The sequence below is a fragment of the Stenotrophomonas chelatiphaga genome, assembly GCF_032054965.1.
Taxonomy (GTDB): domain Bacteria; phylum Pseudomonadota; class Gammaproteobacteria; order Xanthomonadales; family Xanthomonadaceae; genus Stenotrophomonas; species Stenotrophomonas chelatiphaga.
The window spans coordinates 82683-96457 of the sequence record NZ_DAMBRS010000004.1; the positions used below are offsets into that span (position 1 = coordinate 82683).

At 68.6% G+C, this 13775-nt stretch carries 11 protein-coding genes; 6 read left to right on the plus strand and 5 right to left on the minus strand.

Annotated features, from left to right (window positions below; all coding sequences use genetic code 11):
- The first annotated feature begins 78 nt into the window (after window positions 1-78).
- The 4 genes from RTX79_RS07935 (at window position 79) to RTX79_RS07950 (ending at window position 4737) form a co-directional block, all read left to right on the plus strand.
- Window positions 79-2553, plus strand: coding sequence for a DNA topoisomerase I (locus RTX79_RS07935; RefSeq protein ID WP_057507474.1), 2475 nt, complete (start codon window positions 79-81; stop codon window positions 2551-2553).
- 155 nt (window positions 2554-2708) lie between these two features.
- Window positions 2709-3269, plus strand: a complete 561-nt coding sequence (locus RTX79_RS07940) for a Sua5/YciO/YrdC/YwlC family protein (protein WP_057507473.1) — start codon at window positions 2709-2711, stop codon at window positions 3267-3269.
- 39 nt (window positions 3270-3308) lie between these two features.
- Entirely contained in the window at window positions 3309-4013 is a 705-nt protein-coding gene (locus RTX79_RS07945; RefSeq protein ID WP_312683079.1) for a DUF4124 domain-containing protein, read from the plus strand.
- Window positions 4014-4041: 28 nt separating this feature from the next.
- Window positions 4042-4737: a DUF4124 domain-containing protein gene (locus tag RTX79_RS07950; RefSeq protein WP_312683080.1), complete on the plus strand. Its 696-nt coding sequence runs from the start codon at window positions 4042-4044 to the stop codon at window positions 4735-4737.
- 4 nt (window positions 4738-4741) lie between these two features.
- On the opposite strand, the gene RTX79_RS07955 is transcribed toward RTX79_RS07950, so the two are convergent.
- A complete protein-coding gene (locus RTX79_RS07955; RefSeq protein WP_057507470.1) occupies window positions 4742-5518 on the minus strand; it encodes an SDR family oxidoreductase in 777 nt (258 codons plus the stop codon).
- Between the two features lie 83 nt (window positions 5519-5601).
- Here RTX79_RS07955 and RTX79_RS07960 point away from each other — a divergent pair, with 83 nt between their 5' ends.
- Complete coding sequence (locus RTX79_RS07960; protein ID WP_312683082.1) at window positions 5602-5808, plus strand: hypothetical protein; 207 nt, start codon at window positions 5602-5604, stop codon at window positions 5806-5808.
- A gap of 51 nt (window positions 5809-5859) precedes the next feature.
- Here the strand turns inward: RTX79_RS07960 and sppA are convergent, their stop codons facing one another.
- From sppA to RTX79_RS07980, 4 genes are all read right to left on the minus strand, one after another.
- On the minus strand, window positions 5860-7782 hold the full coding sequence (gene sppA, locus RTX79_RS07965; protein ID WP_057507468.1) for a signal peptide peptidase SppA: 1923 nt from the start codon (window positions 7780-7782) through the stop codon (window positions 5860-5862).
- A gap of 121 nt (window positions 7783-7903) precedes the next feature.
- On the minus strand, window positions 7904-9268 hold the full coding sequence (locus RTX79_RS07970; RefSeq protein ID WP_123698880.1) for an MATE family efflux transporter: 1365 nt from the start codon (window positions 9266-9268) through the stop codon (window positions 7904-7906).
- Window positions 9269-9526: 258 nt separating this feature from the next.
- Entirely contained in the window at window positions 9527-10099 is a 573-nt protein-coding gene (locus RTX79_RS07975) for a DUF3106 domain-containing protein (RefSeq protein WP_312683084.1), read from the minus strand.
- The gene (locus RTX79_RS07980) at window positions 10092-11093 is read right to left on the minus strand and encodes a hypothetical protein (protein ID WP_312683085.1); all 1002 of its coding nucleotides are present in this window, start codon (window positions 11091-11093) and stop codon (window positions 10092-10094) included. The genes RTX79_RS07975 and RTX79_RS07980 overlap by 8 nt, the downstream gene beginning before the upstream one ends.
- Window positions 11094-11508: 415 nt before the next feature.
- Here RTX79_RS07980 and RTX79_RS07985 point away from each other — a divergent pair, with 415 nt between their 5' ends.
- Entirely contained in the window at window positions 11509-13686 is a 2178-nt protein-coding gene (locus RTX79_RS07985) for a primosomal protein N' (RefSeq protein ID WP_312683086.1), read from the plus strand.
- Window positions 13687-13775: the final 89 nt, after the last annotated feature.

Genomic DNA, 13775 nt, shown 5'->3' on the forward strand with positions numbered 1-13775 from the left:
AGAGTGCCGCTTCACTAATGCGGCCATTTGCTCCACCCTAGCGGCCCTTCCCGGCCGTGCGCACACAAAAGCGACCTCATGCCCAAGCACCTGCTCATCGTCGAATCGCCCGCCAAGGCCAAGACGATCAACAAATACCTCGGCAAGGACTACACCGTCCTGGCCTCGTATGGGCATGTGCGCGACCTGATACCCAAGGAAGGCGCGGTCGACCCGGACAACAACTTCGCGATGCGTTACGACGTCATCGACAAGAACGAAAAGCACGTCGATGCCATCGCCAAAGCCGCAAAGGGCGCCGACGACATCTTCCTGGCGACCGATCCGGATCGCGAGGGTGAAGCGATCAGCTGGCATATCGCCGAGATCCTGAAGGAACGCGGCCTGGTCGGCGACAAGCCGATGCAGCGGGTGGTGTTCACCGAGATCACCCCGCGGGCCATCAAGGAGGCCATGAACCAGCCGCGCGCCATTGCCGCCGACCTGGTCGATGCGCAGCAGGCCCGCCGCGCGCTGGACTACCTGGTCGGCTTCAACCTGTCCCCGGTGCTGTGGCGCAAGGTGCAGCGCGGCCTGTCCGCCGGCCGCGTGCAGAGCCCGGCGCTGCGCATGATCGTGGAGCGCGAGGAAGAGATCGAAGCCTTCATCGCCCGCGAGTACTGGTCCATCGCCGCGGCCTGCGCGCATCCTTCGCAGCCGTTCAACGCCAAGCTGATCAAGCTGGACGGGCAGAAGTTCGAACAGTTCACCGTCACCGACGGCGACACCGCCGAAGCTGCGCGGCTGCGCATCCAGCAGGCCGCCCAGGGCAGCCTGCATGTCACCGACGTGGCCAGCAAGGAGCGCAAGCGCCGCCCGGCACCGCCCTTCACCACCTCCACGCTGCAGCAGGAAGCCTCGCGCAAGCTGGGCTTCACCACGCGCAAGACCATGCAGGTCGCGCAGAAGCTGTACGAAGGCGTGGCGATCGGCGAGGAAGGCACGGTCGGCCTGATTTCCTACATGCGTACCGACTCGGTCAACCTGTCGCAGGACGCACTGGCCGAAATCCGCGACGTGATCGCCCGCGACTACGGCATCGCCTCGCTGCCGGACCAGCCCAACACCTACCAGACCAAGTCCAAGAACGCCCAGGAAGCCCACGAAGCGGTGCGCCCGACCTCTGCGCTGCGGACCCCGGCGCAGGTGGCGCGCTTCCTGACCGACGACGAGCGCAAGCTGTATGAGTTGATCTGGAAGCGTTCGGTGGCCTGCCAGATGATCCCGGCCACGCTCAACACCGTCAGCGTGGACCTGTCGGCCGGCAGCGAACACGTGTTCCGCGCCAGCGGCACCACCGTGGTGGTCGCCGGCTTCCTGGCCGTGTACGAAGAAGGCAAGGACACCAAGAGCGCCGACGACGAAGACGAAGGCCGCAAGCTGCCGCTGATGAAGCCCGGCGACCGCGTGCCGCTGGACCGCATCGTGGCCGACCAGCACTTCACCCAGCCGCCGCCGCGCTTCACCGAAGCGGCGCTGGTGAAGGCGCTGGAAGAATATGGCATCGGCCGCCCGTCGACCTACGCCTCGATCATCCAGACCCTGCAGTTCCGCAAGTACGTGGAAATGGAAGGCCGCAGCTTCCGCCCGTCCGACGTCGGCCGCGCGGTCTCCAAGTTCCTGTCCAGCCACTTCACCCAGTACGTCGATTACGACTTCACCGCCAAGCTCGAGGACGAGCTGGATGCGGTGTCGCGTGGCGAAGAGGACTGGATCCCGTTGATGGCCCGCTTCTGGGAACCGTTCAACAAGCTGGTGCTGGAAAAGAACGAATCGGTCGACCGTGCCGAGGCCAGTGGCGCGCGTGAGCTCGGCACCGACCCCAAGACCGGCAAGCCGGTCAGCGTGCGGCTGGGCCGGTTCGGGCCCTATGCGGCCATCGGCAGCACTGCCGAAGACGCCGAAGACAAGCCGAAGTTCGCTTCGCTGCGTCCCGGCCAGAGCATGCACACCATCAGCCTGGAAGACGCGCTGGAGCTGTTCCTGATGCCGCGCGCGCTGGGCCAAGACAAGGGCGAGGACGTCAGCGTCGGCATCGGTCGCTTTGGTCCGTTCGCCAAGCGCGGCAGCACCTACGCCTCGCTGAAGAAGGAAGACGATCCGTACACGATCGACCTGGACCGTGCGGTCTTCCTGATCGAGGAAAAGGAAGAGATCGCGCGCAACCGGATCATCAAGGAATTCGACGGCAGCGAGATCCAGGTGCTGAACGGCCGCTTCGGCCCCTACCTGAGTGATGGCAAGTTCAACGGCAAGATCCCCAAGGATCGCGAGCCGGCCTCGCTGACCCTGGCTGAAGCGCAGCAGTTCATGGAAGAAACCGGCAAGCCGGTGCGCAAGGGCTTCGGCAAGAAAGCCGCCAAGAAAACCGTGAAGAAGGAGGCCGCGCCGAAAAAGGTCGCCGCCAAGAAGATTCCGGTGAAGAAGGCCACCAAGAAAGCGACCAAGAAGACCGCCAAGAAAGCGGTGAAGAAGGTCGCCAAGAAGGCCGCGGCGAAGAAGACCGCCGGCTGACCCGGAAGGTCGTGGTAGCGCCGGGCCATGCTCGGCGGGGAGCGCAAGCGTGACGACCAACGGTCGTCACCCACCAGGACCAGGACCAACGGTCGTCACCCAGGATCGCCTGCTCGGCGCTACCTCTTTGCGCGCGGCAGGGGGATACTTCTCCCATGAAAGAGCTCAACCTGATCAGTGCGGTCGCCAGCCTGCGGGCGGGGGGTGTCATCGCCTATCCCACCGAAGCGGTGTGGGGCCTGGGCTGCGATCCGGGCCACCAGATGGCGGTGCATGCGCTGCTCAAGCTGAAACAGCGGCCGGTGGAGAAAGGCATGATCCTGGTCGCCGCCGAACTGGAGCAACTGCAGGGCTGGGCCGTGCTGGACGCCTTGCCGGACGAACGACAGCGCGAAGTGCTGGCCAGCTGGCCGGGCGCCAACACCTGGATCCTGCCCGCAGGCCCGCGCGCCCCGAAGTGGGTCACCGGGGAACACAGCGGGCTGGCCGTGCGCATCAGCGCCCACCCCCTGGTGGCGGCGCTGTGCCGGGCATGGGGCGGCCCGCTGGTGTCCACCAGCGCCAACCTGGCCGGTGAGCCGCCGGCACGCACCCGTGCCGACCTGGACCCACGGCTGCTGTCGCTGCTCGACGGCCTGCTGGATGGCGATACCGGCGGGCTGGCCCAGCCCACCCCGATCCGCGATGGCCTGAGCGGCAACGTGCTGCGCTTCTGATCCGCTGGCGCCGTCGCGCCCGATACCGCACGATGGGCCATGCGCGCATCCCCTGCCCTGCCTCTGTTCCTGCTGCCGGTGCTTGCCTTGGCAGCCCCGGCACGACCTGCCGCTGACAGCGTGCGGATCTACCGCTGTGTCGGCAGCAGTGGGGCGGTCACGCTGCAGGACAGCCCGTGCACCAGCGGCCGGCAGGAAGTGCGGCAGATGCAGCGACCGCAGGATCCGCCGCCGCGCCGCGCCAGCACCGACGACGTCGCCACGCCAGCGGCCCCCAGCGCGCAGGTGCAGCGCGAAGTCCGCCATGTCTACGTGCAGCCGCCGCAGCCGATGTACGAATGCGTGACCGAAGAGGGGCGGCGCTACCTCAGTGACAGCAACGAGGGCAATCCGCGCTGGGTGCCCCTGTGGACCAGCGCGTGGGTCGGCGGCGGGCACCGTGCATGGAACGGCCCGGGTCAACCTGGACTGCCGCCGATCCGCGCGGAGGGCCGCGGCAACGCGGGCCCCGGACAGCGGCCGCCACATGGCATCGGCCACGGCATCAGTTTCCCGGCCGGCAACATCCTGGTGCGCGACACCTGCAACGCATTGCCCCCGCAGGAGGTCTGTGCGCGCCTGCGTGACCAGCGCTGGGACCTGGACCGACGCTACAACAGTGCCCTGCAGGGCGAGCGCCAGGCGATCACCCGCGAACAGCGCGGCATCGATGCGCGGCTGGGGCAGGACTGCGGCGGACGCTGACAGCAGCGTGCACCGCTACAATCGGCGGATGAAGACCTGGATCTGCCTGGCGGCGCTGCTGCCGACCGCCCTGCCGGCGTTCGCCAACGAAGACATCGTGTTCCGCTGCACCGATGCCAACGGCAAGGTGAGCGTGCAGGATGCACCGTGCCCGTCCGGCACCGCGCAGATCATCCAGCGGCGCGGCGCGTCCAGCGCATCCACGGCCTCCACCGCGTTGGGCGACTCGCCGGCGCCGGCGCCCGCCGTGCTCGACAGCGACCTGCTCACCGCCCCGCAGCCCGGCGCCGCCGCAGGCAGTGGCGATGCCATCCTGGACAGCGACGTGATCCGCGCACGCGCCGCCGCCGATGCCCAGGCCAGCGCCGCCGCCGGACCGGACCGGCCTGCGCCGCCGGTCATCTTCCGCTGCACCGCCAGCGGTGGCGGTGGCGGTGGCGGCCAGTATTTCCACGAATACGAAGCGGCCCCGCCGCGCTGCGTGGTGATGTCGATCAGCGGGCTGGGGGGCAGCATCGCGCCCGGTACCGCGGCCAGCTGCGAAATGGTGCGCGATGCCTGCAGCGAAGTGGAGCTGGCACAGCGCTGCGGTGCCTGGCAGCAACGGCTGCGCGATGCACGCGGGCGCGAAAGCTTTGCCACGCCGGACACCCAGCCACAGGCCCACGCCGAGCGCCTGCGCGTGCAGGCGGTGCTGGAAGCCAGCAGCTGCCCGGTGCCCTGAGCGCTCAGAACCCGTAACGCAGGAAGCCGCCGTCCACCGCGATGCACTCACCGGTGACATAGCTGGCGGCAGGCAGGCACAGGAAGCCCACCGCGGAGGCGACCTCTTCCGGCTCGCCGATCCGGCGCATCGGCGTGCGCTCGATCACCTGCTCGTAGTAATCCGGATCGGACAGCGGCCCGGAGGTGCGCCGGGTGCGGATGTACCACGGCGCCACGGCATTCACCCGGATACCGTCTTCGGCCCATTCCACGGCCAGGTTGCGGGTCATCTGGTGCATGGCCGCCTTGGTCATGCCATACACCGCGCCGCTGCGCACATGGGTCAGGCCGGACACGCTGCCCACGTTGACGATGGCCGATGCCGCATGCCGCGCCAGCAGCGGATGCGCATAGCGCGACAGTTCAAAGGCCGAAAACAGGTTGGTCTCGAAGATGTTGCGCCATTCGTCTTCGGTGTAATCAATGGCCGGACGGGTGATGTTGCCGCCGGCATTGTTGACCAGGATGTGCAGGCCGTCGGCGTGGTCTTCCACCCAGTCCAGGATCTCGCGCCGGTCCTCGTCGTCGGATACATCGGCGGCCAGGGCATGGATCGCCTGGGCCGGGTACTCATCGGCGAGGTCGTCGCGGGCACTCTCCAGCATGTCGATGTCGCGGCCCACGATCATCACATCGGCACCGAAGCCGAGTAGTTCACGCGCGATGGCCAGGCCGATGCCGGCACTGGCCCCGGTGATGAGGGCGGTCTGTCCATCCAGCCGCCAGCGCTGCGCAGTCACGATCTTGAACTCCCATCCGGGCGCTGCCCGTGTAACGATGCGGCAAGCATAGCGCCGTCGCCGGGAGATCTTCGATGCACCGCATGAAAACCATCGCCCTGATCATCACGCTGGCCGCGCTGGCCGCCTGCCAGCGCCCGGCGGTACCGCCGCAGGACAAGCCGCCGGAGCCCAAGGCACTGGCGCGCAGCGTGCAGGCGCCACTGGAGAAAGCCCGTGGCGTGCAGCAGACGCTGGATGATGCGGAAAAACAACGGCGCGCCCAGGAAGAGCGCGCCGAGAAGGAATAACGCGGTGCCAGGTAGAGCCGACCCCGGTCGGCTGCTACCGTCGGGCGGCGGTCAGAAGCCGCAGAAGCAGTAGGCCAGCGCCTTCACCGGGGTGCCCTTGCCCTGCTCGCGCGCGGCGTTCTGCACGAAGCGCAGCTGGGTATCCACTTCCGGCATCGTCCGCGCCAGCACCATCCGGCCCACGCCGGATTCGGCCAGCATCCAGGCACCGGCGTGGCTGCCGGCGAAACCGCCAAGGAACTGGGCAAACGGGGTGGCGGGCTTTTCGATGTAGCGCACGCGGTACTTGTCGTCCGCACCGAGCTTGGCCCGGCCGGCGGCATCGGCCACGGCATCCTTCAGGCCACCGAAGGCATCGACCAGGCCGCGCTCCTTGGCCTGGGCACCGGACCAGACGCGGCCACGCGCCACTTCGTCCACGGCCTCGACCGGCTTCTTGCGCGCATCGGCCACGCGGCCGGTGAAGTCCGCGTACCCCTTGTCGATCACCGACTGGATCACCTGGCCCACGGCCGGGTCCAGCGGCTTGGTCATGTCGAACGCGCCGGCGAAACGGGTGGTGCCCACGCCGTCGGTATGCACGCCGATCTTGTCCAGCGCGCGCGCCACGTTCGGCACCATGCCGAAGATGCCGATCGAACCGGTGATGGTCGAGGCATCGGCATAGATGCGGTCGGCATTCATGCTGATCCAGTAGCCACCGGATGCGGCCAGGTCACCCATCGACACCACCACCGGCTTGCCGGCGGCCTGCAGGGCCACCACTTCGCGGCGGATCTGCTCGGAAGCGAACACTTCGCCGCCCGGGGAGTCCACGCGCAGCACCACGGCCTTCACATCGTTGTCGTCGCGGGCTTCGCGCAGCAGCGCGGAGGTCGACTCGCCGCCGATGCGACCGGCCGGCAGGTCACCGCCGCTGATCTCGCCCGACGCCACCACCACCGCCACCTGCGGACGCGAATCCACCGGGCTGCGACGTGCGTCGATCTGGCCCAGGTAAGCCCCCAGGTTGATGTTGCGGAAGCCGCCATCGGCATCGCCGTCGGCCACGCCGCGTTCGACCATCAGGTCGTCGAATTCTTCGCGGGTCTTCAGCGCGGTGACCAGCTTCTGCTGCAGCGCGAACTTGGCCAGGTCGCCGCCGGCGGCGGCCACGCCTTCCGGCAACGTATCGATGCCGGCAGCCAGCTGGGCCGGATCCAGGCGACGTGCCTTGGCGATGTCACCGAGGTAGCGCTGCCAGACATCGTTCATCCAGTACAGGTCCGCTTCCTTGGCCTGCGGCGATGCCGCGTCCAGTACGTACGGTTCGGCGGCGGACTTGTATTCGCCCACCTTGAACAGGTGCACGTCCACGCCCAGCTTGTCCTGCAGGCCGGTGCGGAAGTACTGGCGATAACGGCCGAGGCCTTCCAGCAGTACCGCGCCCATCGGGTCAAGGTAGACCTCGTCGGCCTGTGCGGCCAGCAGGTACTGCGACTGGCCCATGCTTTCGCTGTAGGCCACCAGCTGCTTGCCGGACGCACGCAGCTGCTGCAGCGAAGCGGCGACTTCACGCAGCGAAGCGAAGCCGGACGGCTGCAGCTTGTCCAGTTCCAGCACCACCCGCTCGATCTTCTTGTCTTCGCGCGCCGCATCGATCGCACGGATCAGGTCGCGCAGCTGGATCTCTTCGGCACTGGTATCGCCCATCGCCTTGGCAAAGGCGCGGCTGACCGGATCGGCGCTGAACTGTTCGACCAGCCGGCCTTCCGGTGCGATCACCAGGGTGGTGCGGTCCTGCAGCGATTTGCTTGCGCCCGCGCCCATGCCGGCCGCCACGACCAGCGCGACCAGGATGAAGAACAGCAGGCCGAAGAACAGCACGTTGAGGATCAGCCGCCGCGTGAAGTTCATCACGTCCCACAGCCCGACGAAGAACGCCGCGATGGGATTGCGTCGCGCGGGGGGCAGCGGTGGCACGGTTTGGTTCATGGATTGCTCCGGTTGGCGTCTTGCCGTGGAAATTGCGGGGTCAGCATAACGGGTGTGGTTGCGCGCAGCATCGGACACAAGTAAGGGGGCCACCGTGAAGTGGCGCGCGCAGTGCCGGCATTCAGGACAGCGCGGACTGCCCCACGCGGGCGCCGCTGCGGTGCAGGCGCCAGCCCATCAGGATGGCGGCAGCGGTGAGCCCGACGATCAGCCCGATCCACATGCCCTGCGGCCCCATGCCCAGCGCCAGGCCGAGCCCGGCGCCCAGCGGCATGCCCAGCCCCCAGTACGCGAACATGGCGATGAACATCGGCACGCGGGTGTCCTTCAGGCCACGCAGCGCGCCGGCCGACAACACCTGGATGCCATCCGGGAACTGGAAGGCGGCCGCGTACAGCAGCAGCGTGGAGGCCAACCCGGCGACCGCCAGGTCATTGGTGTACACCCCGACGATGGCATCGTGGCCGAACAGCAGTGCCAGCGCGGACACGGTCTGGGTGCCCATGATGATCGCGTAGCCGGCCCATGCCGCGCGCCGGACGCCGTGGCCATCGCCGCGCCCGACCGAGTGCCCCACCCGCACCGTGGTCGCCTCGGCCACGCCCATCGGGATCATGAAGCACAGCTGGGCGACGTTGATGGCGATCTGGTGCGCGGCGGCCTCGTTGGCGCCCAGCCGCCCGATCAGCAGCGCAGTGACGATGAACAGACCGCCCTCCATCAGCACGGTGATGCCGATCGGCAGGCCGGTACGCAGCAGGTCCCAGATCGCGCGCCAGCGCGGGCCCTCGAAATGGCTGAACAACTGCAGGTGTGCGAAGCGCTTGGTTTTCCATAGATAGGCGCCGAAGCACAGCGCCTGCAGCCACATCATGATCGCCGACGCGATCCCGAGGCCTTCGGCGCCCAGCTCCGGGAAACCCAGCCTGCCATTGGCCAGGACGTAGCCCATCGGCGCCAGCACCAGCAGTCCGCCGAAACCGATCAGCATGGTCGGCAGGGTCCAGTGCATGCCTTCGCTGAGGTAGCGCATGCAGAAGTACAGGGTCAGCGCCGGCCCGCCCCAGCGCACCGCATGCAGGAAGGCGGTGGCGCCCGGCACGATGTCCGCTGCGATGCCGAAGGCAGGCAGCAGCGGGGGCACCACGCTGAGGAAGGTGAACATGATCAGGCCCAGGCCCAGCGCCAGCCACAGGGCCTGGCGGAACAGCGGGCCGATTTCACGCTCGCGGCCGGCGCCGTGCAGCTGCGATACCGAGGCGGTCAGCGAAATCAGCGTGCCGATCGGGATCAGCATCGGCAGCCACAGCAACGCGGTACCGATGGTCACCGCAGCCAGCGTGTGGGTGCCATGGTGGCCGGCGATCACGTTGTCGACGAAGGAGATCAGGCCGGTGGAGACGTGGCCGAGGACCAGCGGCAACGCGAGGATGCCGGTGGCGCGCACTTCTCGGCTGAAGCGCGGGGCGGGGGATGCGATGGACATGGTGCTGCAGAGGGTCGGCGACTACGGCTGCGCGCGAAGGGCACAGACACCGGGTTGCGGGCCGACATCTTACCCGTTCCGTGGAGACGGCGATGGTGCCTGCCGGCGGATGACCGATTGCTGGCAGGTGATGACCGCCCCGGTGGGTGACTACTGCCCCGGTGGGTGACGCCCCCCGGTGGGTGAACACCTCCCCAGTGGGTGACGACCGTTGGTCGTCACGCCCCTCCCGCGCCCGCCATCAGGCGGCGCGAAGGATCAGCGCCCCACCTGACGGGCCAGCCACGCATCGCGCTGGGCCGGCGCCACGGACAGGAATTCGGTCCGCACCGTATCGCGCTGCTGCGGCGGCGTGCGCTGCGCGACCAGCGTCAATTGCGACACCTGTGCCGGGGTCAGCTGCCGCAGCATCGCCAGGGTGGCATCGCGCTGGTTTTCCGGCACGTAGCCGAACATGCCCTGCAGCCGGCTGAAATGCTCGCCCAGCAGCGGCCCCAGGCGCCAACCATCGCGGAACGCCTGGTCCTGTGCGTTGAACTGGTCACGCAGCTCCTGTTGCTTGGCCAATGGAAGGGCGGCAAAACGCTCGGCGGCCTGGCGCACGCGCGCCCGTTCGGACTCGCTCATCGCCCGCCACGCGGCGTATTCGCTGCGGCGCTGGCGCTTCTGCTCCGCACCGAGCTGCTGCCACGGCATCGCCGCCGGGGCAGCGGGACTGCCGATGGCGCCGGGCCCTGCAGGCACCGACAGCGGCAGCGCGGTGCGGTCCGGAGCGGCGTGTACCAGCCCGGCGGCGCCCAGCAACACCAGCAGGCAGTGACGCTTACTCATCGGCGGCCGCCGTTTCCAGCGCGGCCGCGACCGGTTCGGGTCGGGTCGGCCTGGCCTGCGATTCGTCGACCGGCAGCGGGCCGCCCGCGGCCGACCAGGCATGCAGGTCGGCATCGGCCAGCAGCGGGAAATCACGGTCGGCGAGCATCGCCGCATCTTCGGTCGCCATCGGATCGGCAGCGGCGGCGGCCACCTTCGGCGGGTCACCCTCCAGGGCTTCGACCGTGACCGGACCGGCCTCGCCTACCGCGCCGTCGGGGACCACCGCGGGCGCATCGGGCACATGTGACTGCCAGGCGCGCCAGCCGAGCCCGGCCAGCAACAGCACCAGCACGGTGCCCAGCAGGATCGCCGGCCCGCGCCAGCGGCGCTGCTGCGACGACCGCCGCCGTGGTGGCGTTGCAGACGTGCGCGGCTCGGCCGCCGGGGCACGCCAGGTCTTGGGCGCCTCCTCTTTCCTGCCCGCCGCCACCGGCTGCTGCAGTTCCTTCAGGCGCTGGGCAGGCAGTTCGCGGATCTGCTGCTGCACCTGTTCGGCCAGCACCCGCCACGCCTGCGCGTCCGGGTTGCCGTGTGCATCGCGCGGACAGGCGGCAGCCAACGCTTCCTGGTAACCGTCTACATCGGTATCCAGCAGGCGCGCGGCGGTATCTTCGTCCAAACCTGCGCCGATCCGCAGCAGCAGGGCCAGGCGGACCAGCGGCTGCAGGCTGCCCAGGTGGGCCAGGGTGCCCTCCCAGCGGCCGGTAGGTGTTTCGCGCAGCGCCTGGCGGGCCGCCAGCAGCGCCCAGAAGCGCGGCGGCCACTGTGCCATCGGCAGATCGCTGGCGACCGCGGCAAACGCGCGCATGACCGCGACCAACGCCTGTTCAGCGCGTGCGGCATCACCGGTCTGCAGTTCGGCGACCACCAGCGCACGACGTTCAACGCCACGAAGAAATGCCGACAACGCACCGGCCGCAGTAGGGGATAAAGAGGCGGACGCTGCCGTCATCAGGGACTCCAGGAATTCACGCGGAATGATAGCTGCTCCCAACCAGCGACGCCGAGGGCTTGCTAGTCACGGGCGTTCGTGCTGCACGTTGTGCACAGCGTCAAGAAATCGGTCGTCCGCTGATGCCCATGCCGCCCGGACCTTATGTTTCAGCGGCATTTAACACATAAGCCATTGATTTTGAATATTAATATTGTGTGGCTAATTTTTGACCATGACAAGATCAAGGCTGTCGGCATCGGCACTTGCCGCCTTCCACCCAAGCTAACGCACAGACTTATCCACAAAAGATGTGGATAACCCTGAATCTCCAATGGACTCCGATATTTACCTCGTGTTTAGGGTCTCTTCACTGAGGAGTGACGCCCCTGAATGCGCTCTGCGGGGACGTTCAGCGGGTCGGTACACTGCCCAGATGGATGCTCCCCTGCCCACCCTGCGCATTGCCCTGCCGGTCCCGTTGCCGCAGCTGTTCGACTACCTGCCACCGGAGGGCGCGGCACCGGACGTGGTCGTCGGCTGCCGGATCCGGGTGCCGTTCGGCCCGCGCGAACTGGTGGGCGTGGTGGTGGAACAGGGCAGCGCCGATCCAGCGGCCAGCCTGCGCCAGGCCCTCACCTGGCTGGACCCGGCGCCGCTGCTGCAGGCCGAGTTGTGGCACAGCCTGCAATGGCTGGCCCGTTACACCCACGCGCCGCTGGGGGAAGTGCTGTCCACCGCCCTGCCCGGCCCGCTGCGGCATGGCGAGCCGATGCCGGAAACCCACCACTGGGGCTGGCAGCTTTCTACCGATGGGCGCGAACAGCGGGGCAGCCTGCGCGCCGGCAGCCGACCGCGCCAACTGGCCGAACTGCTGGCCGATGCGGTGGTCGATGAAGACGTGATCGCCGCGCGGATGGACGATTGGCGCACAGCGGCACGCAGCCTGGCCAAGCGCGGTCTTGCCGAGCGCGTGGCGTTGGCGGTGGCGCCGTTGCAGGCCAGTCCGCTGGGCGGCCCGACCCTGAACCCGGAGCAGGCCACCGCGGTGCAGGCGATCACCGCCGCGCAGGGCTTCGCGCCGTTCCTGCTGGACGGGGTCACCGGCAGCGGCAAGACCGAGGTCTACCTGCAGGCGATCATCCAGTGCCTGGCGCAGGGCCGGCAGGCGCTGGTGCTGGTGCCGGAAATCGGCCTTACCCCGCAGACCCTGGCACGCTTCCGCGGCCGCCTCGGGATTGCCGTGCACGCCTTCCACTCCGGCCTCAACGACAACGAACGCGCGCGGGTCTGGGCGGCGGCCTCGCGTGGCGAAGCGCGGGTGATCGTGGGTACGCGCTCGGCGATCTTCATGCCGCTGCCCGAAGCAGGCCTGCTGATCGTGGATGAGGAACACGACAACAGCTACAAGCAGCAGGACGGCATCCGCTACCACGCCCGCGATTTCGCCCTGGTGCGGGCCAAGGCGCTCGGCATTCCGGTGGTGCTGGGCAGCGCCACCCCGGCGATGGAAACCCTGCACAACGCGCATGCCGGCCGCTTCACCCACCTGCGGTTGAAGGTGCGTGCCGGCGATGCCATGCCGCCGCGCGTCCGCATCCTGGATGTGCGCAAGCGTCCGCTTCGCGATGGCCTGTCACCGCAGGTGCTGGAAGGCATCGCCGAGCACCTGCGCAACGGCCAGCAGGTGCTGGTGTTCAAGAACCGCCGCGGCTATGCGCCGGTGCTGTTGTGCCACGACTGCGGCTGGACCGCGCCCTGCCAGCGCTGTGATGCGCCGATGACCGTGCACGGCGCGGGCCGGCGCCTGCAGTGCCACCACTGCGGTGCGCGGCAGGCCGCCCCGTTGGCGTGCCCGGCCTGCGCCAGCCTGGCGCTGCAGCCGCAGGGCATCGGCACCGAACGGCTGGAGGAACACCTGGTGCAGGCCTTCCCGGACGTGCCGGTGCTGCGCATCGACCGCAGCACCACTTCGCGCCGCGATGCACTGGAACAACAGTTGGCCCGGCTCGGTGACCAGCCCGGCATCCTGGTCGGCACGCAGATCCTGGCCAAGGGCCACGACCTGCCCAAGCTGACGCTGGTGGTGGTGGTGGGCATCGACGAAGGCCTGTTTTCTTCCGACTTCCGCGCGACGGAGAAGCTGGCCCAGCAGTTGATCCAGGTGGCCGGCCGCGCCGGGCGCGCGCGCGATCCCGGCGAGGTCTGGCTGCAGACCCACCATCCGGGCCACCCGCTGCTGGAAACCCTGGTCAACGGCGGCTACCACCCGTTCGCTGCGGCCGAACTCAACCAGCGCCAGGCCGCCGGCTTCCCGCCGTTCGCCCATCTGGCGCTGCTGCGCGCCGAAGCGCAGCAGGTCGAACATGCCAATGCGTTCCTGCTGGCCGTGCGTGCGCTGGTGGGCGAACAGCCGCACCTGGAAGCCTTCGGGCCGATGCCCGCACCGATGCCACGGCGGGCAGGCTACCAGCGCACGCAGTTGCTGCTGTCCAGCGCGCAGCGCCCCGCGCTGCATGCCGTGCTGGACCACGTGGCACCCTTGCTGCAGGGCCTGCCGGAGGCACGCAAGGTGCGCTGGTCGCTGGACGTGGATCCGGTGGACCTGTACTGACGGCCGTTGGTAGTGACGGCCGCTGGCCGTCAAGCTGTTCCCGCTGCGCTCGCCGCGCATGGCTATGCCGGTCGTCCTGACCGGCACCC

What these genes read in the sequence shown, in the direction of transcription:
- RTX79_RS07935 (WP_057507474.1), top strand. Translation starts at nt 79, where the DNA reads ATGCCCAAGCACCTGCTCATCGTCGAATCGCCCGCCAAGGCCAAGACG.
- RTX79_RS07940 (WP_057507473.1), top strand. Translation starts at nt 2,709, where the DNA reads ATGAAAGAGCTCAACCTGATCAGTGCGGTCGCCAGCCTGCGGGCGGGG.
- RTX79_RS07945 (WP_312683079.1), top strand. Translation starts at nt 3,309, where the DNA reads ATGCGCGCATCCCCTGCCCTGCCTCTGTTCCTGCTGCCGGTGCTTGCC.
- RTX79_RS07950 (WP_312683080.1), top strand. Translation starts at nt 4,042, where the DNA reads ATGAAGACCTGGATCTGCCTGGCGGCGCTGCTGCCGACCGCCCTGCCG.
- RTX79_RS07960 (WP_312683082.1), top strand. Translation starts at nt 5,602, where the DNA reads ATGAAAACCATCGCCCTGATCATCACGCTGGCCGCGCTGGCCGCCTGC.
- sppA (WP_057507468.1), bottom strand. Translation starts at nt 7,782, where the DNA reads ATGAACCAAACCGTGCCACCGCTGCCCCCCGCGCGACGCAATCCCATC.
- RTX79_RS07970 (WP_123698880.1), bottom strand. Translation starts at nt 9,268, where the DNA reads ATGTCCATCGCATCCCCCGCCCCGCGCTTCAGCCGAGAAGTGCGCGCC.
- RTX79_RS07975 (WP_312683084.1), bottom strand. Translation starts at nt 10,099, where the DNA reads ATGAGTAAGCGTCACTGCCTGCTGGTGTTGCTGGGCGCCGCCGGGCTG.
- RTX79_RS07980 (WP_312683085.1), bottom strand. Translation starts at nt 11,093, where the DNA reads ATGACGGCAGCGTCCGCCTCTTTATCCCCTACTGCGGCCGGTGCGTTG.
- RTX79_RS07985 (WP_312683086.1), top strand. Translation starts at nt 11,509, where the DNA reads ATGGATGCTCCCCTGCCCACCCTGCGCATTGCCCTGCCGGTCCCGTTG.